At 34.6% G+C, this 25,016-nt stretch carries 27 protein-coding genes; 1 reads left to right on the top strand and 26 read right to left on the bottom strand.

What is annotated here, in order from left to right; genetic code table 11:
• Window positions 1-72: 72 nt before the first annotated feature.
• The gene (locus PF572_02210; GenBank protein ID MDA3839878.1) at window positions 73-1,338 is read right to left on the bottom strand and encodes an ATP-binding protein; all 1,266 of its coding nucleotides are present in this window, start codon (window positions 1,336-1,338) and stop codon (window positions 73-75) included.
• 280 nt (window positions 1,339-1,618) lie between these two features.
• Window positions 1,619-2,527: a tyrosine-type recombinase/integrase gene (locus tag PF572_02215; protein MDA3839879.1), complete on the bottom strand. Its 909-nt coding sequence runs from the start codon at window positions 2,525-2,527 to the stop codon at window positions 1,619-1,621.
• A 708-nt stretch (window positions 2,528-3,235) separates the two neighbouring features.
• Between PF572_02215 and PF572_02220 the strand changes: the two genes are divergently transcribed.
• On the top strand, window positions 3,236-3,664 hold the full coding sequence (locus tag PF572_02220; GenBank protein ID MDA3839880.1) for a DNA repair protein RadC: 429 nt from the start codon (window positions 3,236-3,238) through the stop codon (window positions 3,662-3,664).
• Here PF572_02220 and PF572_02225 read toward each other — a convergent pair.
• The 24 genes from PF572_02225 to PF572_02340 all read right to left on the bottom strand — a co-directional run bounded on the left by PF572_02225 (window position 3,657) and on the right by PF572_02340 (window position 25,016).
• Window positions 3,657-6,587: a hypothetical protein gene (locus tag PF572_02225; protein MDA3839881.1), complete on the bottom strand. Its 2,931-nt coding sequence runs from the start codon at window positions 6,585-6,587 to the stop codon at window positions 3,657-3,659. The two genes, PF572_02220 and PF572_02225, sit on opposite strands and share 8 nt — an antisense overlap.
• Window positions 6,588-6,599: 12 nt before the next feature.
• Window positions 6,600-7,766 (bottom strand): RNA-directed DNA polymerase, encoded by a 1,167-nt coding sequence (locus tag PF572_02230; GenBank protein MDA3839882.1) that lies wholly within the window; start codon window positions 7,764-7,766, stop codon window positions 6,600-6,602.
• An 838-nt stretch (window positions 7,767-8,604) separates the two neighbouring features.
• On the bottom strand, window positions 8,605-9,294 hold the full coding sequence (locus PF572_02235) for a hypothetical protein (GenBank protein ID MDA3839883.1): 690 nt from the start codon (window positions 9,292-9,294) through the stop codon (window positions 8,605-8,607).
• Window positions 9,295-9,522: 228 nt separating this feature from the next.
• Window positions 9,523-9,921, bottom strand: coding sequence for a hypothetical protein (locus PF572_02240; protein MDA3839884.1), 399 nt, complete (start codon window positions 9,919-9,921; stop codon window positions 9,523-9,525).
• Between the two features lie 139 nt (window positions 9,922-10,060).
• The gene (locus PF572_02245; GenBank protein MDA3839885.1) at window positions 10,061-10,423 is read right to left on the bottom strand and encodes a hypothetical protein; all 363 of its coding nucleotides are present in this window, start codon (window positions 10,421-10,423) and stop codon (window positions 10,061-10,063) included.
• A gap of 108 nt (window positions 10,424-10,531) precedes the next feature.
• Window positions 10,532-12,061: an AlwI family type II restriction endonuclease gene (locus PF572_02250; GenBank protein MDA3839886.1), complete on the bottom strand. Its 1,530-nt coding sequence runs from the start codon at window positions 12,059-12,061 to the stop codon at window positions 10,532-10,534.
• Window positions 12,062-12,065: 4 nt separating this feature from the next.
• Window positions 12,066-12,971 (bottom strand): Dam family site-specific DNA-(adenine-N6)-methyltransferase, encoded by a 906-nt coding sequence (locus PF572_02255; protein MDA3839887.1) that lies wholly within the window; start codon window positions 12,969-12,971, stop codon window positions 12,066-12,068.
• A gap of 1 nt (window position 12,972) precedes the next feature.
• Entirely contained in the window at window positions 12,973-14,778 is a 1,806-nt protein-coding gene (radC, locus tag PF572_02260) for a DNA repair protein RadC (GenBank protein ID MDA3839888.1), read from the bottom strand.
• A 185-nt stretch (window positions 14,779-14,963) separates the two neighbouring features.
• Entirely contained in the window at window positions 14,964-15,311 is a 348-nt protein-coding gene (locus tag PF572_02265; GenBank protein ID MDA3839889.1) for a hypothetical protein, read from the bottom strand.
• The gene (locus tag PF572_02270; GenBank protein MDA3839890.1) at window positions 15,280-15,450 is read right to left on the bottom strand and encodes a hypothetical protein; all 171 of its coding nucleotides are present in this window, start codon (window positions 15,448-15,450) and stop codon (window positions 15,280-15,282) included. Before PF572_02270 ends, PF572_02265 begins: the two co-directional genes overlap by 32 nt.
• Before the next feature lie 72 nt (window positions 15,451-15,522).
• On the bottom strand, window positions 15,523-16,038 hold the full coding sequence (locus tag PF572_02275) for a peptidoglycan recognition family protein (protein MDA3839891.1): 516 nt from the start codon (window positions 16,036-16,038) through the stop codon (window positions 15,523-15,525).
• Window positions 16,039-16,040: 2 nt separating this feature from the next.
• Window positions 16,041-16,268, bottom strand: a complete 228-nt coding sequence (locus PF572_02280; GenBank protein MDA3839892.1) for a hypothetical protein — start codon at window positions 16,266-16,268, stop codon at window positions 16,041-16,043.
• Between the two features lies 1 nt (window position 16,269).
• Window positions 16,270-16,434: a hypothetical protein gene (locus PF572_02285; protein MDA3839893.1), complete on the bottom strand. Its 165-nt coding sequence runs from the start codon at window positions 16,432-16,434 to the stop codon at window positions 16,270-16,272.
• 19 nt (window positions 16,435-16,453) lie between these two features.
• Window positions 16,454-18,178 carry a hypothetical protein gene (locus tag PF572_02290; GenBank protein MDA3839894.1) on the bottom strand — a complete coding sequence of 575 codons (1,725 nt, stop codon included), beginning with the start codon at window positions 18,176-18,178 and terminating at the stop codon, window positions 16,454-16,456.
• Between the two features lie 11 nt (window positions 18,179-18,189).
• On the bottom strand, window positions 18,190-18,603 hold the full coding sequence (locus PF572_02295; GenBank protein ID MDA3839895.1) for a hypothetical protein: 414 nt from the start codon (window positions 18,601-18,603) through the stop codon (window positions 18,190-18,192).
• A complete protein-coding gene (locus PF572_02300) occupies window positions 18,572-18,790 on the bottom strand; it encodes a hypothetical protein (protein ID MDA3839896.1) in 219 nt (72 codons plus the stop codon). The genes PF572_02295 and PF572_02300 overlap by 32 nt, the downstream gene beginning before the upstream one ends.
• Window positions 18,787-19,353 (bottom strand): hypothetical protein, encoded by a 567-nt coding sequence (locus PF572_02305; GenBank protein ID MDA3839897.1) that lies wholly within the window; start codon window positions 19,351-19,353, stop codon window positions 18,787-18,789. The genes PF572_02300 and PF572_02305 overlap by 4 nt, the downstream gene beginning before the upstream one ends.
• A gap of 4 nt (window positions 19,354-19,357) precedes the next feature.
• Window positions 19,358-20,857, bottom strand: coding sequence for a hypothetical protein (locus PF572_02310; protein ID MDA3839898.1), 1,500 nt, complete (start codon window positions 20,855-20,857; stop codon window positions 19,358-19,360).
• A 1-nt stretch (window position 20,858) separates the two neighbouring features.
• The gene (locus tag PF572_02315) at window positions 20,859-22,499 is read right to left on the bottom strand and encodes a hypothetical protein (GenBank protein ID MDA3839899.1); all 1,641 of its coding nucleotides are present in this window, start codon (window positions 22,497-22,499) and stop codon (window positions 20,859-20,861) included.
• Window positions 22,500-22,652: 153 nt separating this feature from the next.
• Window positions 22,653-22,970, bottom strand: coding sequence for a hypothetical protein (locus PF572_02320; protein MDA3839900.1), 318 nt, complete (start codon window positions 22,968-22,970; stop codon window positions 22,653-22,655).
• Window positions 22,971-22,974: 4 nt separating this feature from the next.
• Window positions 22,975-23,949 (bottom strand): phage tail tube protein, encoded by a 975-nt coding sequence (locus PF572_02325; protein ID MDA3839901.1) that lies wholly within the window; start codon window positions 23,947-23,949, stop codon window positions 22,975-22,977.
• A 5-nt stretch (window positions 23,950-23,954) separates the two neighbouring features.
• The gene (locus tag PF572_02330; GenBank protein ID MDA3839902.1) at window positions 23,955-24,134 is read right to left on the bottom strand and encodes a hypothetical protein; all 180 of its coding nucleotides are present in this window, start codon (window positions 24,132-24,134) and stop codon (window positions 23,955-23,957) included.
• Window positions 24,135-24,147: 13 nt separating this feature from the next.
• Window positions 24,148-24,558 (bottom strand): hypothetical protein, encoded by a 411-nt coding sequence (locus tag PF572_02335; GenBank protein ID MDA3839903.1) that lies wholly within the window; start codon window positions 24,556-24,558, stop codon window positions 24,148-24,150.
• Window positions 24,555-25,016 (bottom strand): hypothetical protein, encoded by a 462-nt coding sequence (locus tag PF572_02340; GenBank protein ID MDA3839904.1) that lies wholly within the window; start codon window positions 25,014-25,016, stop codon window positions 24,555-24,557. The genes PF572_02335 and PF572_02340 overlap by 4 nt, the downstream gene beginning before the upstream one ends.

The following is a 25,016-nucleotide window of genomic DNA, read 5'->3' on the forward strand; positions in this document are numbered from 1 at the left end:
CATTTCCAAATAATTAGGATTTATACTCCCATCTGACAGATTAGATTTTATTATCTCCTTTTTCATAGCATTTTATTTTTCTTTATTAAAATCCACGAATGGCAAAACCACGGCCGGCACAAAATAAACCTCACCTTCTTTTTTCAAAACATCTTTAGTTACAATTAATTTCAATTCCACATTATCATATCGCTCCTCAAAATTCTTCATTATCATCGGCACGCTGACTTTATTTCGATATTTCACCTCACACAAAGTCAATTTATTATTCTTGTCCTCAATCACAAAATCAATTTCTGCTCCACCATTAGTGCGGTAGAAATGAATATACTCTTTGGCATATTGTGTTAGCAAGGTGTTGTAAGTAAAATTCTCCATTACCCCGCCTTGTTCATCGGTGCCAATATTAAATGAGCGCAAAAGATAATTGCGAATACCGATATCAAGAACATAAACTTTGGGCATCTTAGAAATCTCTGAACGGATATTCTTGAAATATGGCGTTACTAAGTCAATAATATAAGTGCCGGCTAAAATTTCTAAATATTTTTTCAAAGTATTAATTGAAACATTCGCCGTATTGGAAAGCTCGTGACTATTTACCAATTGACCGATTTGACCAGCCAATATCTTGATCAGATTATTAAAACCAGTTACATTTTCAACATTCAATTGATTGATAATGTCTTTGTCTATATAGGTCTTAATAATCGATTTCAAAACTTCTTCTTTTTCTACTACGCCCTGAGTGGTTAAAACTTCCGGATAACCGCCATAGGACAAGTACTGTCCTAAACCTAATTCCAGCTTTGATTTAAAAGTATTATAAAATACTTCAAGCTCGTCGAATTTATCAAATCCATATCTACTTGTGTCTATACTCTCATTAAAATCAAAATACTCCTTAAAATTTACTCGATCAACATTGAAATGAATCGCTCGACCAGTTAGATATTCTGAGTTCTTGTTTATCTCCAAGGCGCTTGAACCACTAACAATCAACTGGATTTTATCCTTGTGTTTGTCAAAGATATTTTTTAATAACATGCCAGCCTCATCCAATACTTGAAACTCATCAATCATCAAATAAATAAATTCATTGGGAAAATTGTGATATTGCTCCAAATACAGTTCTACGGTAGCCAAACTTTTCAACATTGGCGTGTTATCAATATCGTCGGCGAACAGATACGCAACCTTCTTGCCGTCAGCCTCTAAATCTTTTTTTATCTCTTTGAGCAAATAAGTCTTACCAACCTGTCTTGCTCCTTTGATAATTAAAATCTTTTCCTTGTCTAACCAAGGACTGATTTTCTCTAATATTTCTCTATTTATCATATATTTTTCATTTACACTAGAATTATATCATACTATTGATAAAAATACAATAGAAAACTATCAATCATGGTATAAAAAAACAGGGTTTTTACCCTATTTTTCTATATTTTGAGATATTTTAGCTAATATTACATCATTTTTTTCCGAATAAATGCTGGATGTATGGGTTATTCTCCGTTCTTGCTTCAAAATAATATTCTTTACTTATTCTATTGTAAATCTACTAATACTTTACCATAACGGTGGGGAAATGCAAGGCATTCTCCCACCAAACGATAAACTAAAAGTTCATGAGCCTTCCATGAATTTGCTTAAGTTCTGGATTTACGTAATGGGTATATATTTGAGTACTCCTCAAATCACTATGCCCCAAGAACATCTGCACAGCCCTCAAGTCAGCTCCCTGCTTTAACATGTGGGTGGCAAATGAATGTCTGAAACTGTGCGTAGAGATATCACCCCTAAGCCCGGCTAGTCTCACATATTTCTTAACCACCTCCTGAAGTGACCTTTTTCCAATTCTGCCTTTATTGAGTTCTGTCCATTCATTCCTTTTTCTGACAAATGTAAAAAGTGCCGGATAGTCATCGTCTCTAGTTTTAAGATATACATTAATCCAATACATTGCTCTCTTGTTAAGATACACTGTTCTGATCTTATCAAATTTACCCTGAACAATCACTTCTCCACAATCTATGTCTATATCCTTATTTAACTTAATAGTTTCCTCTAGTCTCATGCCTGTGGCAAAAAGTACTTCGAGTATTGCCCTATTTCTTTTACCTTCAACATTTTCGGTGTTAATTGTTGCAATCATTTTTTTAAACTCACCTTGAGTAAAAAATACCATTCTATCATCCGCCCTCACCCCTTTTGGCACCCTAGATGGATGCAATGTTTTTATACCTTTGAGATCCATGCATGTGAGAAAATTACGAATCACTTTCATTTTTTCTCCCACTGTCGACTTTTTTATTTTTTTGTTTTTCTGATAAGCATTGTCTGAATCAAGCAAATAGCTCTTATACTTCAAGACAAAATCAGTGTCAATTTCTTTTAAATTGATATCTCCAGTCCATTCAAAAAAATGTCTGAAGTGATGTTCATAGTTGAACACGGTTTTTTTAGAATAATCTTTTTCCAGTTCACACCATTTAAAAAAGATTAAGCCTGCTTCTGATAATTTCATAGATTTAAAAAATGCCTCGTGAATAGAGGCTTATAAGAATAAACTAAATGCTTTTTGCAGAACTGCAACTCGACCCTTCATTGTTTGTTGCAATTTTGTTTGGGGTCGGATATAACTACTGTTTACCAACTCCTGTACCTGCTCGATTGTTAAATGATGTTCGCCTCCGCAGTGAGTACACTGCCCTGCGTAGATTTTCCCGCCATAGCAATACCTGCCCACGGCTTTGTGGTTTGATTTATTCATCGCATCTGTTAGCTGAATAAGAAAATTATCAATAATTTAACTTATCCATGCTATAATTACTTTAACTCAAGCAAAGGACTGCATCTCCTTTATTTGAGCTAGAAAAGACGGGCTGTTAGCCGTCTTTTTGGTTAATAAATATATTAAAACACCCTAATGGGGGTGTATAATAACGTCGTGTCAGGATAAGTCAAGTTTAGAAAATAAAATTTTAATAAAGAAAAGATAAAGAAAAGATAAAATCTTGATTACCCCAATAAAGCCGAAAGGCCCTCCGGAGAGGGCCTTAAGAAAATCAAGACTATTCGATTTTAATCGCGTGTATATATACATTTTTTCAAGTTAACCTAATACCATACCACCATTTGCCATTTTTGTCAATCATAGTTTGCGAATATTCGCTAAAAATAAGCAATTATTAGCTTGGCTTGCTCCCATTAATGTGATAGGTTGTTGGTTGTTATGGATATACTTGAATCACGTGTAAAAATTATCACTCCTTTTAATGCGGTACAGACGGCCAAGAAGTTTATCATTGATCCGTACAAGGAACACTTCATCGTAATCTATTTATGCCCGTCTCGGAAAAATCCAAAGTGTGAACTGATCAGCCTCGGCACCTTAACCGCCTGTCTTGTACATCCTCGAGAAGTCTTCCATCCTGCTATCAAATACAAATCAACTGATATTATTGTCCTTCACAACCACCCTAGTGGAGATGTCTCCCCCTCTGAAGCTGATATTCAATTAACTGAGAGATTAAAAAATGCCGGGCAACTGCTCGGCATTAATGTTTTGGATCATGTGATATTTGAAAAAGGAGATCGGTTTTATTCGTTTTGTAATGAAAACCAAATATATAAAAAATATTTACAAAGAAAAACTAATTAAAACGCATTGCCTTATCACCATTATAGTCAATCTTAATCTGAGCATCGGTCAAAATATAATTATATAATCTTATCTCATCAATTTGTCCGTCAAAATACCCAGATCCAATTCGCCCTATTTCCATATCGCTCGCTGTTATGCCAGTATTTGTGGTTATCAAAATATGATTCCAGGAACCAGCTGTAACTGATCCGCCTGCCGTTGTATTTACATAAATAGACGGACTGGAAAAACCAAATGCGCTCACATTTCCAGACGATATTGTAACCGTATGCGTACCGCCATCAAAATCTATTATATCTTCAGTCGCACTATCTGGCTTTATCCAAAAACTGATAGTTTTCGTTATTACTCCTGTGTCTCCTATATCAGCATAATCATCTGTACCGTCAAAACTCAAACTTGACTCAAACTTTCCACTTAGTCCATTATACCAGGCACTTACCGCCGACAAAGTTGTGCAGGTGCCGGTAGCAGTTTGAGTTCCTCCTCCACCAACAATCAAACTACCATCATGAGCATTCCCTGAGTAATCGTAAACACTGTTGCCTTGACATTCGTTAAATTGCCAATATGCGCTTGCCTTCCCTCTATTATAATCCCAAGCTATCTGTGCCGGGGTGCGATCATAATCGTAAAAATAAATATGGTCAATAAAGCCTTTGAAATAATCGGAGCTAATCCTCCCAATATCAACCGCACTGGCATCGATACCTGTCCCAGTAGTAATAGTCACATAATGCCAATTAGTATCAGTTGTCGACGATACTACGCTGTCTAAATAAATCGACGGATTGACAAAATTATTTGCTGTCAACTTGCCTGACACCACTTCAATGTTTGCTGTTCCATTCAAGTCTAACACTTTCTCATTAGCACTGTTCGTTTTTAGCCAAAACGCTATTGTTTTAACTCCGTCATAAGCATTCCCCACAGAAACATAGTCATTGGCACCATCAAACTCTAGACAATTACCCAGTTTACATTTATATGCCCCCCACCACTTTGGAGAACTTGCCAAACTTACAAATACTCCGTCACTTCCCTGTCCACTCTTATCGAAAGTAGTTGTACCAACTTTTTCATCCAATTTTAATTCCAATACCGGTGGATCACAAACAGAGGTGTCACCGGGTACGCAATATTTCCGAGATTTAGAGTAGCTCGGAGTTTTACCATCCGCTTCAGTAGACACGCTTCCCATTATTACGGCTTTCCCTTGATTTAATTCTATTTTTATATTATCCGTCGTTAGGGCATAATCCCAAATTTTAACTTCATCTAACAAGCCGGAAAAATAATCATTGCCGACCCGACCAATATCAAAATCATTCACATCGATTTGCTCAGAACTCACAATAACAACATGATGCCAAGCAGTGTCAATGACGGAAGATTCAAATCCGTCAACATAAATTGTAGTGCTTGAAAATCCATTTGCCTGGATAGAACCTGAATTTAAAGTGACAGTATGCGTTCCATTATCAAAATCCATCACACTGTCCGTCAAAGCATTTGCCTTAATCCAAAAACCAAACGCTGTAGAGCTAGCTTGATTTATATCTCCCACATCAATCCAATCATCAGTTCCGTCGAATTCTACCGCACCATCCATTTTTCCATTTTGACTCCACATATCAACAGCCGATGTGTTGCTTCCGCTGGTCGAGGCAATCAACGATCCGTTTTTACCATTTAAACTAAAATCGTGACACAAGGAACCATAACCCTCATTAAAATTCCAATGTGCCACTGGAGCGCTCCCTTTAGTGCCGTTTAACATATAAGCACTATAAGAATATAAACCTATTGATTTTAATACTGGCGAGTAGCTATTGTCATTTACCAATGAAAATTTTAGCTTATAGTAAAAGTTTGTTTCGCCACCCCAATTCAGCCCAGACAGACTGACTGCCCGACCAGCTGTTATGTTGTCACCAAAAGATAAATCATCCCAAGACCAGGCTGTGCCATCTGACGAATACCAATTACTGCCATCACTGGAAAACTGTGCTTTGACACTCGCCCCATACGGCATGTACGAAATCGCATATCCAAACCACTCATAACCGGTTAGTGGATCGGTAGTGGACGCCAAAAAATCCGATGAAACAAGAACACCAGTCCAATTATAATCTGAGCCGGTGAGCGGTGGAGCATCCGTACCATCATAAACTACACGTGCCTCAGTAAGCTTTGGCTGAACGGCTGGATCAATCATCGCTTCCAGACGTATTTTATAATAAAAACTGGCACCGATCCAAGAAAGACCGGTCAAATCGATATTGTTGTCACCGTCACTCAAATCTGTCCAAGCGCCCTTTGTTCCACTGGCCGAATAAAAAGAAGATTTGTCCTGAGAAAAAGTAACCCGCGCCATTGATCCGGATGGCAAAGAAGTGGTAGCGTAAAAATTTGTAATCGAATTAACAGTAGCGCCTGATAACAAATTGTTAGATAAAATTATCCCCCATGAGCCATATCTGCTTGAAGTAGCGGTCGGTACATCTGTGCCGTCATAATTAACTCTTATTTCCCCCACTGTCGGAGTAGAGCTTGCGTCGGTCGTAGTGAGTTTTAATTTATAAAAAAGTAGCGCCCCAGTCCATGCTAGATCAGACATATCAATAATTGTTGTTCCGCTTGCAACATCTGTCCAAGCGCCTTTGGTACTTGAAGCGTTATAATACACAGTTTTATCTTGAGAAAAACTGATTGCCACGCTTGTTGAGGCTGGAATAGAAGCTGTAACATGAAAATTGTTAATATCACTTATGTCAGCTCCCGACAAAACATTATTTGACTTGAGTATTCCGCTTGCATAATAGCTTTCTGCCTTAGCTGAATTACAAGCAAAAACACCGACCAAAATTGTCAGGCTAAAAAAAACTCCTAAAAATGTAAATATTTTTAATTTATGCATTTATATAAACTTTCATTTTTTCAATTTTAAATAACTTATTTTTTTGTCCGAATTCAGAAAATTCTTAAACACACCCAAATGATTCTCAAAAATGTCTTTTTTAAGATTAAAGCAATACGAGTGGCTGAAATGTCCATAATATGAATTAATCTGGGACAAAATATCAACCAAATCTTCTTTTTCAACTCTCCTGTTATCTTTAAATATTTTATTTGCCTGATACAGCTTATTCTTTAAGCGCCGAACCACTTTTTGCCTGGATAATATTAAATTCGGCTTGATAAAATAACCGATAAAATCAATCCCTTTTTTTATAGATTGTATCTTGGTTTTATTCTTGTTAAGCGACATCCCCAAAGTCTTGCTTAAAAATATATCGATCTCTACTCGCCACTTTTTAAGCTGATCGCAGTTTTCGTGAAGCAGAATAAAATCATCTACATAACGGATATAATAACGACATTTTAATGTTCTTTTTACAAAATAATCCAATTCATTCAAATAAAGATTGGCAAAAAACTGTGATGAATAATTACCAATCGGCAAGCCCCTGAATTCATCTTGATGCAGTAGTGATTTATGCGGTGGTATTAAGCTAAATAAAGTTCGGTCACCCTTGGCATAATAATTATCTTTCGGTCGGTGGAATATAATCGTTTTAGCTAGCCACAACACATCTTCTTGCCATTTTTTACTCCGTTTATGTTTCATGATTAGCCTTTCGGCCAACTTGAATAAAATCCGCTGATCAATAGACATAAAAAACCCTCTGATATCCAACTGAGCGTAAAAAATTTCTTTCTTATGATTAACTGTAATCTGCCGAATAAAATCTCGTAATCTTTTGATTGCACGATGCGTGCCTTTTCCTGGACGACAGGCAAAGGAATCATGAATAAAAATCCGTTCTCCTTTATCTATAATTTCTCTGATTAGCAAGTGGTGGACGATTCTATCTCGAAAATCAGCTGCGAATATTTCCCTTGGTACTGGCCTGGTAACCACAAAGCAGATTGATCGTCCGGGTCGATAAACTCTAGCTTTCAATTCACTCAAAAGTAAATCAAGGTTTTTCTCATAATCCCACTCAAACTTTAAAGCATTGATCGTCTTTCTCTTAGTCTTCCGGCAATCAAGATAAGCTTGAAATAGCTTAGTATAGGTAAACATTTCATTCATATATCTGGTTGCTGATCGACTGAATTATTGCATGGATTTTGGATTTTTTCCGCCCATTTTAGCCAGCCTCCGATCATTTCACCGATCTCCTTTAAATAACAGCCGTGGAGATGAACGAATTGCTTTTGCGAAATTATATTCAACTCCTGCATCATACGCAAGCGTAGTTTTAGTTTGTCAAAACATGAACTCAGACAAAGTATTCTTTCATGTTTTTTTAAATTTTCAAGAACATTAATATCAAACACCAAATCCAAACACTGCCAACATAAAGTCAACGCGTCCTCGGCCAACGAATATTTGTATTGCTTTGGTGTATTTTGGAATATTTTGTATAGTATTTTTATCAATTGATATAACTTACGATACAAAGGTAATTTATTTTGATGAAACATGGAAATTTTGCTGGAAACCCGGCTTCCACAGATGAAACCAGGTTATCCATTTGAGCTAAAATTGATTACCCTCGGACACAACGCACTGAGTTGCTATTCGTCTTATTGTTGTTGTTCGTATTGCCGTCTGTGAAGTTCACGTTCCGGGCGTTCGTGTCAGAGTTCTCAGTACTAGACCAGTGGTTGCCCGTCCCAAAACATATATCCCTGCACTAATTAATTCTCCGCTAGTCTGATTCCATAATTTGCATGCAAATTCGGGTTAAAGACTGGCTGACTTACAATACTCCCCGTAAAAAAGGAGTGGCAGGAATCGTGGTAAATTTTAGCGCTCACTCCCGCAAAAGTCTTTTTATAAAAAAGCGCTTTTACGGCTCTGGCAAAATATCCAAATTTTTCAAATTACAAATTAAAAAAATTCCAAATTACCAAATATCCCAATTCTACCACCCTCGGACACAACGCACTGAGTAGCTAGTCGTCTTACCGTAGTAGTCCGTATAGCCGTCTGTGAAGACCACGAGCCGGGCGTACGTGTCAGAGGCCTCAGTACTAGACCAGTGGGCGCCCGTCCCAAAATTACCATTAAAACTAGCCTGATTAGCGTAAATACACTGCAATTCAGAAACAGTCGGCAATCGGCCACCGATATTCTTGCATGCCTGCCTAGCTGGATAATCTGTATAATTTATCGTATTATCCGCATCTAGATTATCTCCATCCTGTCCGCCATCTTGTAGACACTCAGGTAGATCACAAGCCGTATTGGCATTCTTCCATTGTTTTGTTCCGCTTATAGTTGTCGAGGCGACAACAATATACGCACCATCGCCGAAATCATTCTCGCAAACATCATCCGAAGCACAAATCCAAACAGCACTATCACATGTACGTACCGAAAGTTTAACCTCTCCGGCACCTGTATCAACATCTACCTGCCAAGTGTCAGATACCCGAGATGTATCAGTAAAACTGTCAATCAATTCGCCGGCCAAAGCTACAAAACTTTTACCCCAAATAAAAATCACGAGTGTTAAAAGCAATATGCCCACAATTGCAATTTTTGTTTTCTTGCTTGTAATAAAAAATTTTCTCAAAAAACCAACATCTGTATCTTTCTTGGCTTTATTCATATATTTTATACTTACTTCGCACTGAAAAAAATTAATTTTACAGTAAACAAAATTATATTATATATTTTTAATTATTTACTTATTTTATAATATTATTATACAACTATTTAATTTTTATTTCAAACCCTAGCAAATTCATAAACGGCCAACAGCGAAAGCAAAAGATGAAAATATCAAAAAAATTCTTCATAGGTTATTTGCTTTGTATTTGGCATATATTTAAATTATTTATAATTCTCCTGACTCAATCAATCGCTTCAATATATTAGGCTCTGACTTAAGATTGATTAATATAATTTTATCTTTAGCATTATGTTTAGCTAGAACATCCAGCTCAGCTTGCATTGTATAATCATCCAGCCAACGAAAGTCTTGACTATAATCAATTGCTTCGGTTTTAAGAGTATTCCAATCTGTAACTTTAATCTTATTAAGAGTGGATAAAGAAGACTCTGGTAATTTATCAGAAAGATGAAATTTAGCATTATTCTCTTGACCACGACAATGAGTCGTTAACCAAAAAACATTATGATGATTAGTTATATAATCCAAAAATTCCGCTACACATTCTGCGGGTTTCCCGTCTTTTGTAATTAATACTCCATCAATGTCTAAATATATATTCATTAATAATTATTTATATAATTCAATTCCGCCTCTGTGACTTGGAAAATTACCCGAATTGGAAAATGCCCACAAAAATGCATTAGACAAGATTTTCCCGTTTTTCTTGCCGGTAAACTGATAATCACATTCAGGTATAATTTTAAGTTGTTTTTTTTGTGGCTGAATTACTTTCATCAAAACAAAACTTAGCAATCTCTCCTGTGCCAATTTCATCATCCGCTCCAGCTACTAAATATATCTCTCTCGCATAATTTCGTAATCCCCTGACCACATTCTCCTTGTTTACACTATCGGCTGGTGCGACAAGTAAAACCTTTTTTAATTTATAAAATTCTTCCAATATAATTGCTATAGCACTTGCCCCAGCTGAAACACCAGCTAAGCTCACCTCTATTTCCTTGCTCCCAATGATAGTTTCTGCATACGGCAAATTAGTAGAGCAATATTTATTATCTATCCTTATTACTGTAGCGATATTCTTCGCCTGGAGCATGTTGGCCAATTTTGTATATTTACGATTATACCCCTCAATACTTCCATCAGCTCCTGGATAAAAAATAATAACTGATTTATTTTCTGGTTATGTGTATTAATAAACATACTTAATTGGCTATGCTTTACAATATAAAATTTCTTTATTCTCTAAATGCATCAAAAATTCCTCAATAGTTTTTGGCAAAATATCGAGATTATCTTTTTCTTTTACAAAATCAATCTGTCGCTCTGAATCTTTAAATATACTTGGTGCGATAAAGTAACACATTGATTCTCTGGCTGTTTTACTAAACTCTTCAAGATGTCTAGTTATCGGCCATATTTCCATCATAGTTTGAGATCGTCCCTCAGACATCGTAACTTCAATCAATATTCCATTGTCATCTTCATGACATTCAATATCTCCCTTATTGCCAACTCCACCAGCAGTAGATGTTGGTAGCCCTTCATCATCAGTCGGATAATTTGGAATAACTCTCACATCTGGAAATTTAGTCTTTACTGCAAGTGCTGATAAAAATTCTAATCTAACTGGGTTTGATAAATATTTCAAAATATCATCCTTGGACATTCTTTTTTGGGCAAGATTCATCATCTCCTCCTTTATCTGGTCCCAACTATAAATATTAACCCATTTGATTAATAACTCATCTCTTTCATCAATAGTTACAAGTTTGGCTTCAGCTAATATTAAATTATCATCTATCTCGGACATGTATTTAAAGTACTCTTCCCCTGAATCATATTTTTTATATTCAGAATAATTTTCTAGCACATAATCTACTTTCTTTTGTTCATTCTTATTAATATCAACAAAGCGACCACCGCCTCTCAATGAAATTAACCCCGTAAGCCTCATTTTTCTTATAAACTCATCAGGGTATTCTGACATTATTGATTTTGGTTTAAACTTTTTAAAATTACCTTCCATTATTTCATCAACACAAATCTCAACAATAACCTCCCAGCTAGGCTTATAACCATGTTCCTTTCTGATCCTCTTAATTAATTGATAAAGTTTTTCTGAATCGTTATCTTTCCAAAAAATAATCAGAGGGAGTTCTAATTTTGATATACCTGCATCATTACACTCTTCATCTCTATTCAATTTCGAAATTACTTCAAGTAACAAAACAAGCGGTACATTCTCATTGAGCACTCGCCTAAACGGACTATTGCTTTGGTATTTTACAAACGCATTCAAAAAAGCTTGTTGTTCAAATTCAGGATGTTCGCTATCAACTAACTTTAATCCTATTTCAGAAAATCTTATTTTTTCGCCACTCTTGTAATAAACAAAACCAAGCTCTTTGGCAAATTTAAACCATGTATCAAATCTTGAAGGCCACCCCTTGTTAAATCCAGCCTCTTTATGATTTTGAGGATTGTCTCTTAATACTCTTGAAACTTCCGTGTCGGTTAATGGATTTTTTTCTAAAATCTTATTTTTTACAGTTGTGGTTAAATTCATTGGTTTGTATAAACCAACTCTTATTATTTCTCCTGAAATTTTTTCAGCCAATTGATCGTCAAGAACTTGATTGTCATAATCTTTTAGCACTGCCAAAAACCACTTCAACCTTTCAGGGTTTCTCATGGTGGTTGTAAATAATAAAGGTTTATATTCCGAATTTCGTTTTGTCATACAATTAATAGTTAGTAACCAAGACCTCCTTTATATCTTTTTTACCATTATTATGGTAGCTAATATAATTACTTTTAATCTTATATACTTTATATTTTTTCATCCATTTAATCAAGTGTCCGTTAGTGCTTCCGTTATAATGTGTTACATTAGACAATGCAAACCTGATTTTTCTCTTATTTAATTCGTCAATTGTTTTTAGTAAATCTTTTTCTGATTCTTCATTCCATATCTTATTATACTCACTAAACGTAATTAAATATGGTGGGTCTAAATACACAAAATCATTTTCTGTAATTTTTTTACTGGCAAAAAATTTCCTAAAATCTTTTACGCTTATTATTGTTTTTCTCTCTTTAACAATATTGAAATAATTATTTAGGGCGTTCAATACATTTTTATTAAAATCAACGTTACCCACAGGTAAGTTGAATTTACCACCGCCATTAAACCTAAGCATTCTGTTAAATCCGTATATAAGCAATATGTATAAAATCAGCGGGTCATTTTTTATATTCTTATTAACACGTTTTTTTAATTCCTCATACCCCTCTTTATTATATTTTGCAAAATAGGTTTTTTTGAATTCTTGCCTAAGCAAAGCTGGTATTACGTCCTCTTTGTATGACCTAGATAGATTATATTTATAAATTATTTTTTCTACATCTTTAAAAAATTTATCTGGATTCTTAGAGCTTTCAATTAAAAATTTATGAATGCCCATTAAATTTTTGTCTATATCATTTAGATAGTATTTTTTAGCTTCAATATTTAAAAAAACAGTTCCGCCGCCAGTAAAGGGTTCATAAAAATTATCAATTTCTTTTGGAAAAAAATCAATCAACTGTTTCATTAACTTATATTTATCTCCCACATAAAAAAGTGGCGATCTTTTAATAGTTTTATTCATGTCAAACTTTGGTTACAAATAAATATTCTTTGTGATTATTGAAATTTGTATTACCAGCGTTAAAGTGTTTATGATTTTTTTCAAAAACTTTAGTTTTGCCTTTTTTAGTTAATATATCCTTAATTTCTTGAAGTGTAATTTTATTCTTTGATGAATTACTCTTTGGTTCGTAGGTGTTATTATATGAAACCACAAGATATTTTGCATCTATATCCCTTACTAAATCATCAAATCTATGCTTGGCACTAACTCTACAATAGTCGCTCATATTTTCAGGTTCCGGTTTAAGGGCCACTCCATGCAATTCTGGTTTATCCCATTTTGTAAGAGTTTCTAAAACATGATAAAAACGGCTATACTGTCTGGAATTATACGGTGGATCGATATAGGCCACATCTGCTCTTATTTTTTTAACCAATTCATTTGTATCTTCCCTGTAAATTGACACTTTATTTATTTCTATAGGATCAATGGGTCGCATAAAAAATGCATCTTCAACATTGTCTTTCTTAAAATAAGCATCATAATGGCCAACCGTATTAGCTATTTTGTCGATAGTATACAGCAATGAGGCAATAAGCATGTGATACTCTTTGCTCGTTAAGTTAGCTTTGTTCTCTTCAATATTTTCCCTGACTGCACCAATCACTTTTGCTGAATTCTGACTAAAATATTTTCCACCAAAATTCTCTGAAAAATAATTGTCTTCCAGATCATCCCCGCATATATTGTTATAGTCCTTGATTATATTATCAATTTTATTTTTATCCCATTTTCCGTTACCAAAAAATGCCTGATAAACTGCATAGTTTGAAAAAAGAAAATCATTTAAAATCACTTCTTTAAAATGTTTGGTTGCAACTGCAGATACAACGCCTGTACCTGCAAAAACGTCTGCGAATGAATCACCCTTGCACTCTTTTTCAAGTATAGAAAAAATCCATTCAATTAATTTATACTTACTACCAATATATCTTCTGTTTTGCAACTGGAGATGATTTTTTTTAATTTGAGGGGTATAAAAATAAGTTTCTTGAATTTTTTCCGCGCTAACTTCATAAGATGGTTTTTCAGTTTCCATTGAATTAAACAATGTGCCCTGCACTCCATCAGAAACGTAATCCAAGTTTTTATCTTGGCCTTTTAATTTATCATAAAAACTATAACCTCCGTTATTCTTAGCTGTTATAATGAAATCGGTAACTGGTATTCCCATTAACTCTCCTGCTTGAGTGATCTTCTCAACTATTTTTATATCTTTTTCACTTGGCGTAGGATCACCTGAGGGGTGATTATGCACTAATATAATACTAGCTGAATTAAGCTCTACTGCTGGTTGAAATATTTCTCTGGGATGCAATAAACTTTTATCCAAAAGACCTATACTTATTACTTCTTTTTTAATCACTACATTTCGAGCATTCAAGTATAAACAAATTAAATATTCCTTTTTTTTATCTCTTAAATCTAAAGTTAAGGATAATGCATCGTTTGAGCTCTTAATTACAATTTCGTCACCGTTCTCTTCTTCATAATATCTCCTAACTAAAGAAATTGCAGATACTATCTGCAATGCTTTAGCTTGCCCGATTCCTGAGATAGTCAGCAAATCATCAACTTTAATATTTAAAAAATTCTTTCCAAATTTCTTGATTATTTGCTGGGATAAAACTTTAACATTTTTACCTTTTATTCCACTTCCAAGTAGTATAGCCAAAAGATCAGACTTTGAAAGAGCTTCTGGCCCCTTTTTTAAAAACTTTTCTCTTGGTCTGTCTATTTTTGGTATATTTTTTATTTTTGTCATTATACTTGAATATACTACATAAAAATCGCTAATTTACGATAATTAATTATATTTATATTTTACTATTTTTAGCATTTAAATACAAGTAGAAATATCAAAAATAGACCACAATTATCCCCAAAAGTCAAAAAGATAGGTCCAATCAAACCTATCTCAATAACTTCTTATAAAAAATTTATCAATTTTCAACAAAATTCTATTTCAAACTGCTTATTTTTAAAATATTCTATTATCCGTTTATCTTTCCCTCTACTACCTAAATTCCAACTTTTAATTATTTCGAGTGGTTGATTATTTTTGTAATCATAAATAGTAAATACTAATCGCTTATCGTTCTTCATGATAAACGCCCACTCTACTCTAACCTTGCTATCTCTCGACTCCCATTCTCCCTCCTTAGTACAATCATGTGGCTCACCAAATTTTTCTTTTAGTTCTTTAAAACTTGCGTGGACTGTGCCAATTCGACTTGTTCCAATAGTTGACTTCTTGGTTGCACTTTTAATTTTGAAATCTATTTTTAAGTTTTTCATATCCTTTCATGATAATTAAAATAATCTTTACACTTAACCCAGACAACTTAGCTACTTCTCCGACATTAAACATATTAGTTGCACCCGACAATCTAACATTTTCATAACAAATAAATTGTTCTTTGGTTATATTTTTCATATTGTGTTGGATGTTAACGTAATAAAAACCACATGGCAAGTCATTTATTCTCACCAATATTAAACGCTTTTCTTATAGCTTTTTGGCTAATTCCAATACTTCTCCTAATAATTTAATTAACTTCTCCTTGTCGCTACTCCCAACTTCAACAGTTTGCACCAAGCTACGAATAAAATTAATATCCATGTTTTTACCCGGGCAAGACTTGCTCGCAAAATCTCGATGAAAGATAATATTGTTTTTATTAATTTGATATTGCTGAACTAATTTCTTGAGCAAATCACGCAAAGCGAATACTTGTGTTGACGCTGGTTTTTCAATATCAAAATTTCCATCTAAACAAATATGAATACACTGCCCACTGTTCATATCTCCCTGATAGCATGCCACTGTCTTCTCTCCATCCTTACGAGCTTGTCTAATGCGACCATTCTTGGCAATTTCGTAGTTGTACCCCAAATAGTATCCTAGAGAGCTGACAAGCCCCCATCTCCCTTTGTGGACTCTGTTATTTGCCTCAAATTGATCAGAATTTTTGTTATATGACACAGCACTGTGATGTATCATAATATATTTTGGTTTTTCCATAATTATTTGCTTATTACCATATAAATAAAATTTAAAATATTCCCAATCCCAAGTAAACCAACAAACCATTTAAGGTTTTTAATTGTTGTTGCCACTTCAATTCTGAACTGGGTATTTTTCTTTACATTCCCATTGGTCTCGTCCAATCTCTTAATAATACCCTTGTGACCATTCGAATTGTCATGTTTTAAGTCCTTGATTTTATCAAGAATCAAATCCAGTTTATCCATATTACTTATTATCTAAAAACTTTTTGTAAAACCCTCTCAAGACAAATACTCCCACGCCAATCAAAAGCAAAACTGTACCTTGCCAAACATTGCTTTGAATGACTGCCACTCCAGTGCTGACAAATATTGTCGCCACTGATAATAATAATTCTTTTGTGTAATTCATACGATTATAAAATTAATAATTAAAACCACATCCAACTGACTTCGTTAAATGAGACATCGACTGTTTCACCTGTGTTCCTGCCCTTAAGTCTGACTACACCGACTAACTTCATTCCTCCACTTTCTTCGGCGTTATTTTTAATACATTTTACAAATGAAAACTTGTAAACATCATTCCCCTTGTCTTCAATATCCTTTATAACCATATCCTGCAAACTTTCGTTTTCTCCAGCCTCAACTAGGCTAATTATTCCTTGAACATCAATTCTTAATACCTCAGCCAAAGTTGTATAGCTATATTTCAAATCACTGCCCATTGTTAAAATATTACCCACAATATTATCAATAGTTTTTATTTCCAACTTTTCATTCTCTCTAATTAAAACATTGTCTCCAACCTCAAACTGTAATGCATCACTAATCTCCACATCTACCTGATCAGCATTTGCCAAACTGGCGAGATTTTTCTTTTCAACAATATTCTGCTCAACATAACAATTGACATTTATCGTTTCATTTTCTGTTTCAATATTTTTTATGAAATACCAGCCATATTTTGTCCGACCATCAGCTCCTGAAGAATAACCTGTGGCAAGTGTCGGTGAACTTGTGCCTGATATAGCCCCAGCCTCAATTCTTATTCGACCATTTCCTCCATTTCCGCCAGGGTAATAACCAAAATTTGATCCGTTATAACCTTGACCACCAATACCTCCTCTTGCATGAATTATATTTGCTCCCATGGTTGCACCTAATAAACAAACAATAAATATCGTACCACCAGCACCACCGCCTCCGCCTGCAGTTTTGTAGTTTGTTGTACTTCCATTGCTACCATTATTTCCGTCACAATCAACTTCACCGGCCATAACAAAGTTTTTACAACTTATTCTAATAATTCCTCCGCCAGTTGCCCCTGATCCTGAATTAGATAAAGCAGAACCACCACCGCCACCTCCTGATCCTTTGAGGTAAGCAATTGATTTATCATCAATCGCTGCATTATTGTATGGTATTCCACCAATCCCACGGTCGCTTGAATAATATGAATAACTACCACTTCCTCCATTACTGCCATACCCTCCACCTCCACCGCCAGCTGCGTTTGTACCTGATGCCACACCAGCACCTCCTCCTCCATGTCCAGTATTTTTTAATTGATAAACACTGCCCCCACCATTGCCTGCTCCACTTGATCCATAATTACCACCTCCGCCACCAGCATGTCCCCTGCCTTTCGCTGTTAACTTTCCACCTAGTTCAATCTCAAAAGCTCCTTGGCATTTAATCTCGAAATTTCCACTTACGGTAACAGTGTGGCCGTTTTGAATTAAAACACTGCTAAAATTCTTCTCACTAGACCATGTTACATTCCCTGAACTAACAAACACTCCATCACTTCCATCGCCTAAATTTGGTGCCAATGCTCTTGTGTATTTATTATTGCCAGTATCTAATACTCCCAAATATTTGCCAATCAAAGACCCTAAAGGATATGAATAAGCTAAATTAGCCGTCATTGTTAAAGTATTTACACTTATTGATTGAATAACTGCTGTTTCAAAAGTATCTTCACCGTCATAGACTATAATCATCTCACCAACACTAAATTGTGATCCATCACTTACTTGTGCATCAGCTTGTCCACTTAAAGCATCGACTGCTAAATTATCAAATAATTCATCTACAACTGAATTATCAATCAAATTATCCTGTTTTATTCCTATTAACTGTTTACTTGGCATATTTAAAAATATTACGTATAAAATTTTGCATTCATAGACATTGACGTTGCAATTATTCCACCTGAAGATGAAATTGAAAGAGTCGATCCACTCCAACTTAATGATACGCCACTGTTCGAATTACCTGATGAAGTATAAAGCTTTCCTTCTCTATGCACGGCTGACGTTGCACCCTCTTTTGCCAACACAACTTGTCCATAATGTTGTTCTGAATATCCACTTGGATACCAGCTAAAATTTACAATTACAAATCTTGCACTAGCTGGCACTGCAATACTTGAGCCACCCCCTGAGCTAATATAATCCCAATGACTTGCCTGATTTAGGTTTATAATATTTTGTGCCAAATTTCGGATAGCTTTCATTATTGCATTAATCTCAAATGCAAATAATTTATTTTGTTTTTGCTTGTTGTCTAAACTCATAGCTTCTATATTTTGCAATATTCTTTTTCTTGTCTTTCAAAAAATATGCTGGTTTATCTTTTTTATTAAAAACTTCTTTCTTGCCATTAAATTCAGCCTCGAATACATCACGCCTTAAACCTAAAACACTGACTATGTCATATGCCTCAAGCTTATCTTTAACATTTATTTTAATCTTTAAAATCATACGCTTATAAAAGTATATTTCTGACTAATAACTAAAACTGTGTTGCTATCTTTTGCCCAATTTAATCCTGTTAAATGCGACCATAATTTGCCGGTGTTGGGATTTCCATCACCGTCAATAGCATTTCCAAATTCCGTATAAGTGCCTGAGCATTCTGTTTCTGTAAAAAAAGCGGTTAATATAACAATATTGGAACTATCTGTTCCACTGGCCATGTCATTGCGATAATCCTCGGCTATGAGCTGTGTGTCATTTGATGATGCTGTACCAGATCCCGTGCCAAGTAAGGCTTTATTAATATGCCCAGTATAACTAATATCTCCCACTAGCCTTTTAATCAAAGCATTAAATCCATTATTACAAATCACATTAAATCTTCTTTGCTCCTGAACTACATCTCCCAAAATGTAATATTTTATTATTCCCGGAAAAGTTGATCTTAAACTAGATATAAATTTATTAAACAACCTATCTTTTTTACTTAATTTTGACTGGTTGTAAAATCTGGCGGTAATATCACCAACAGCATGTGCATTTTCTTTTGTGTGTTTTTTTGTTATCATATTTTTAACTTAATTCTCCCGTGTCTAAACAAAACTCTCTTTTTGAATCAGAGTGTCCTATTGGAACATACGGTGCCAAAACAAATATTGGTCTAACTCCTGCTCCAAATGGGTCTTTTTCAATTGACTCATCAACCTCAATCGCCTGATGATCAATTTCCTCTGATGCTAAACCTACTTCCTCATTAACTTGAGCCGTCTGATAATCAAGATAATATTTTTTTAAAACCGCATCAGCATTTAAAGAAACTTTTTTATTTTCACCCACTAATAAACTCTGTAAAAATGAAATCATTCCTAAAGTTTTAAGTGTGGCTAATTCAGCTGTCCATTCTCCCTCGGTAGCAGTAAACATTTTGAGGCTAACTCGCATAATCAAAAAGTTTTCATTTATACTTCTGCTAGTCAAATTGATACCTATAGTCTGCCCTGAACTTAAACCACTTACATACGTTCTAAATCCTCCCTCTCTGATTGTATTGGCATATGCTGACAGTTGAGCCTCGCCATATTGCTTTGCCTCATTTGCTGTCTTTATACTTTTGTCAATTTTTTTAAATTCAAATCTCCCATACTTTGAAATACTGGCATTGTCTTCAACCTGCGCCATAATCGGAATTAAATAATATCCGCTTACCTCTATCGAATCTCCACCAATTGGAGGATTAACAAATCTGACATATTTCTCGTTATAACTCCAAAGACAGTCATAATTTTCGTCATTATTTAAAAACTCAACTCCCACTGCCACCTCTACGCTATTCACTAAAACTGTTGGCTTTTTTGAAAACTTATAATCAGTGGCAAAACTTTTCTGATTCCCATCTCCATCATGAATTTTAGTTCTTTCATTATCTGAAGTAATTTCACCACCCTCAATTATTACTACATTTCTAAGTTGACTTAAATCATTCTCAATACTTAAACTGTCTCGGATATAATTATTACCACCATCAGCAATATTAAATGGTGCTGGCTCATCATTTTTAGCAAAAAAATGAATATCATTGTCATAGTCTATATACCAGCTATAATTAAACAATTCACAAAGCTCACTTAAGCATTTGCTGACACTCAAATTATTAAATACAACCACCGTAACTTCTAAATTACAATTAACATTATTGTAAGTAATACTTGACCCAGCCAAATAATTGTCTACGATATATGAAATAATTTCATTGACTGTTTTATCTTCGAATCTATCAATAACCAAAATCCTGTCTAAATCCAAAGTATAGTCCTTGGTTTCAATTTCATAATAAACAACATCACCCTCGGCATAGTTTCCCACTCTAATAATCTTGCCAGCAAATATTTTTGTTAACCCGTCAAAAACTTCTACGGTGTCACTAATTTCTGGCTTATAGCTTTGCCCTTCAAAAACCTTAATTGTAAAATTGCATAAATTTGGCTGTTCGTTAATATTATCTTCAATCCCAAAGCTCTCCCAGTCAACTAAGTTCGTTTTTTCTTCATTGTTTATTTTTACTGCTATATTCATATCAACCTAATAGATTACTTGTCTTTAATTTTCTGATCATCAAGTCACCAATTCTCTCTGCTCCTTTTCTGTCCATTATTGTATTACCTGAAATATTTACATTAATAATATTCCCCCTGCCTCCCAGTCTATTATTTGGAATAATATTGCCATTATTCCCTGGGACAAATAACTCCGGGCCCTGCTCTCCCACTAAATATGCTTTACTTGGACTTACAAAACCTCCTGTCGCTCTAGCACCACCAAAACCCAAGGTATTGCCAATCGCATTTTTTGCACCCTGCACTATATTTAATCTCTTAATACTATTAATAAGCTTATCTATCCAGCCGACTACTTTCGATATTGAGGTAGTGGTTGCATCCCAAATTCCCTTAAACTTTTCAATACCTGTATTAGCCCCCTCAATAATTCTTGTTAATGTCTGAATTAATACAATTAAACTAACTTCCAGTATTTTGACCACGGCAATTAAAGCACCTAATAGTATTACTCCGATAACTTGGGCAAACACTTCTAAAAACGGCTTAAGCGGTTCTAGTGCCTCCCACAACTTTTGTAATTCAGGCAGTAAATTCTCCTTAAAAACTAATGCAATATTTTCCCATGATGTTCTAAATATTGTAAGCAAGCTTTTATACTTTGTTACAATATCAATTCCAGTTTTTACCATATCAACAAAACTTTTTGAAATATCAATAACTGTCTTAATAGTGGTCTTTAATGCCTCAAATGATTTTAATAATACTTGTCCGATTATGTCAGCTGTCTCTTTAAGTTGCGGATTGATTTCATTTTCTTCAGTAAAGGCCCATTCCCTAAAACTCTTGATTGATTTATAGACATACTCAATCATCGGCTTCATGGCATTATCAAGCATGTCTCCCAAAATAAGTTTTAAACTAACAATTCCGTCTTTTACCGAATTAGACATTTTATACCAACTACCCATTGCCTCGGTATATGATCCCTCCATTCTGGTTGCTTCGCCTATAATAGCGTTATACATTGCTTGTGTTTTTTGAGCATATGTTAATTCACTAGTTTTGATTCCCAGTTCACTTGAAACATCTTTATAAACTTTGATCAAATTCATCTCTATCCCATATTCACTTAATAGCTCTGGCCTAAGCTTAACAACAGCTTGCATCATCGCCTTGATTGCATCATTTGAATTTTTGTTTGAAGCGGCTGCAACATCTCTACCTCTGGCCACAATTTCCAATGCCTGCTTTTCACTCATGTTCGTCATGATCGCAGTCTTGGTTAATTCAATCGATGTCAACATGTCTTTATTTTCCATTCGAATACTTTTCACTAGTGCGTCAATTTGTTTTTTTGTCCAGTTATTATTTTCTCCTAATTTATATATAACTGCTTTAGATTGTCCCAATTGACCAGTTAAACTTATACTCTCCTTGATAAGCCCTGACAATCCACTAGCAAGTCTACTTACCGTGCCAACTATTGCTCCATAAGCTAAATTACCAACTGTAACCGCCTTGGCCATAGAACCAAAAGAGCCAGATGATTTATTAACCTCACCTGTCATGTCGCCCATTGCCTTGCCTACTTTTTTTATTTCAGAGCTGGCATTGTCAACGGCTTTTAATATAATTTGCAACTCCTTGTTATTTGCCATTTTGTTTTTTGTTTCTTTCGCTAATATAAATTAGCACCTCGTTTATAAACTCCCATCTCTGTGATTTAAACTCATGTTCAGTCCAGCCCAACTCGGCACAGAAGAAAGCCCTGATAGCCTTGAAGCTACTATCACCAAACCGCACGAATCTGGCTATCTCGTACCTTGCGGATTGGCTTGTGCTAAAAAATCTTTTACAAAATTTAAGCTCTCTTGTATGAATTTAATATCATCAATGCTAAACAAATTTACATTTTCAACAGTTACTGGCAATTTTTTATCATTATCATCTGTTGCATCCCAATCCTCAATAATTCTAGTAAGTAAAACCAAAATCTGTCTTATATCGCTTTTTTCTTTTTCAATCTCCTCAATATCCTGAGCTAACACCCCATCTCGCACTTTGACTGTAATTCCACTTTTGGGAAGTTTTATATTTTTTATTTCTCTTAAATCTTTAAGTATTGGCATATATTTAATAACTAGCTTCTTCGTTAGTTAATACTGCGATAATGCTCTTGGCATCAGCACTTGAATAAAACGCTTTAAAGCCGACCGTTACTTTAGCGATTTCGTTATTGTCTCCAGCAATTAATGGTTCTCTAAATTTTATCTTTGCTAAATCAATAACAAGTTTTGGATTTGAGCTTGCGCCAATAACATTCGCTGTATTTACAGTCTCCAACCTCATCACTTTTTTATTTCCATTCAAAGCATAATCCATTAAATCAGTATTCTTAAAAAACATTTCAATATTACCCTCAATCGTTAACTGCTTGTTCAAAAAATCATTCGGCTCAATACTCCCAAGCTTGTCATCATCTTCAATGTTTTTATTTATGTTTATTTCTACACTTTGTACATCTATTGCACTAGCACCCCCAAGACTTGCCAAATCATCTGCTAGTTTGACATTAATATCTTTGCCCAGAAAATAATTCTCTGTAACATAGGCTGGTATATTTGTCGCTGGTACGCCCGACTTGCCTCTGACTGCTACTTCAAACTTGAGATAGTCTTTAGCAACTGCGTTCAACTTAAGTGTTTCAATTACTGAATTAGTATAAACCTTTTGTTCATTATCTCCCCTTTTAACCTCAAGGCTTAAAGTTGGATGTTTGGCTGACTGTAATACCTCAAAATTATGGTCATAAACTCCAGTATCTACTGACTCCACTGATATAACACTACCCAGTGTAGCCAGCATTATAAGTCCAAAGCTTTTATCAAAAACTTCACCAGCAATGGTGCCACCGCTCATTTTTTTACTAATCTCTTGATCTTCACTATCCTCAATTACCCCCACAGCTCGTTCACTCACTGCAACTTCAATTTTTTCATTTACATCCTCTGACAATGGTTTAAGCCAATAGGTTGGGGCAACAACCGTCCCTCGCACAGTTTCTCGACCAATACCAATATTAAATTTTCTTTTTAATGTTTCTGTCATATGTTTTATTCTTTATTTAATTTTTTAAACTTTTCATCTGCCTCCTCCTTTGATTTGGCTTTTATAGTAACTTTGCCAGGATAATTAAATTCTTGCTCTATTGAGCCATTTATTTCTTTATCCTCAATTTTAGTGTCTGGCTTATTCGGACGAATACTTTTGTCCTCGATTTGTGATTTTTTCATAGACATAATAGTTTTATGTTAGTTGTTTAAGTTTTATACAAATTATTTCCATTTCCAGCACCCTCATTAAAAGTTCTCTATCCTCCCATGTAAAACTGCTGGCTACCTGAACATCATCGCAAGCTCCGCCCAAAGTATCATCGTGATCAAACATATCATCAATTATTTCTGATAAGTTTATAAGCAAATTTTCTCCGTCTTCTTGACCTCTTGTGTTTTCGTTTATCTCTTGAAGTATCTGCAATTTAAATTTATAAATCTTTTTTATTGTTTTAACGCTCTCTCTCACTTTTTCATTTTCACTGCCTAAAATAATTGCAACAGGATATTTGGTAAAATGACCTTTATTGTATTTGTAGACCTCCTTTAAATCCTCAATACTACTAAGCTTGTTATAAATTGCGTTTAAAATATTATTTCTCATAATCTTTTGATTATTTTTTCTAATACATCAACAAATATTTTTCTTACTTTTATATTTGTCATGTTCACAGTCCTGTCAACAAACGGATTAGCTTTTGTTCCTTTACGCATAATTGATTTTTGTAATGCATATGGGTTGATTCCTTTTTTTATTGCCCAAATTCTAAGCGGTGACCTAGGGCTACTCACTGGCACATAGTGTGGTCTTGTTCCCTCATGAACCGATATAGCATATTTTTTCTTTGGAACTATTATTATGCTATTTTTTGTTAGCCTCATTCCTATGCTTTGACGTAAATGGTTGCTAACACCAATCGGAACCTCCCTTTTTTCAGTACCGACAATAAGCTTGCCCGACTTTAACAATCCTTTGTTTATTTCCTGATTAGAAACTACCGGGTACATTTTAAAAACTTCTCTAATCTCGTTTAAATTTTCAATCTCAATCTCAAATGGCAT

The sequence above is a fragment of the Patescibacteria group bacterium genome (assembly GCA_027858235.1).
Classification (GTDB): Bacteria; Patescibacteriota; Patescibacteriia; order Patescibacteriales; family BM507; genus BM507.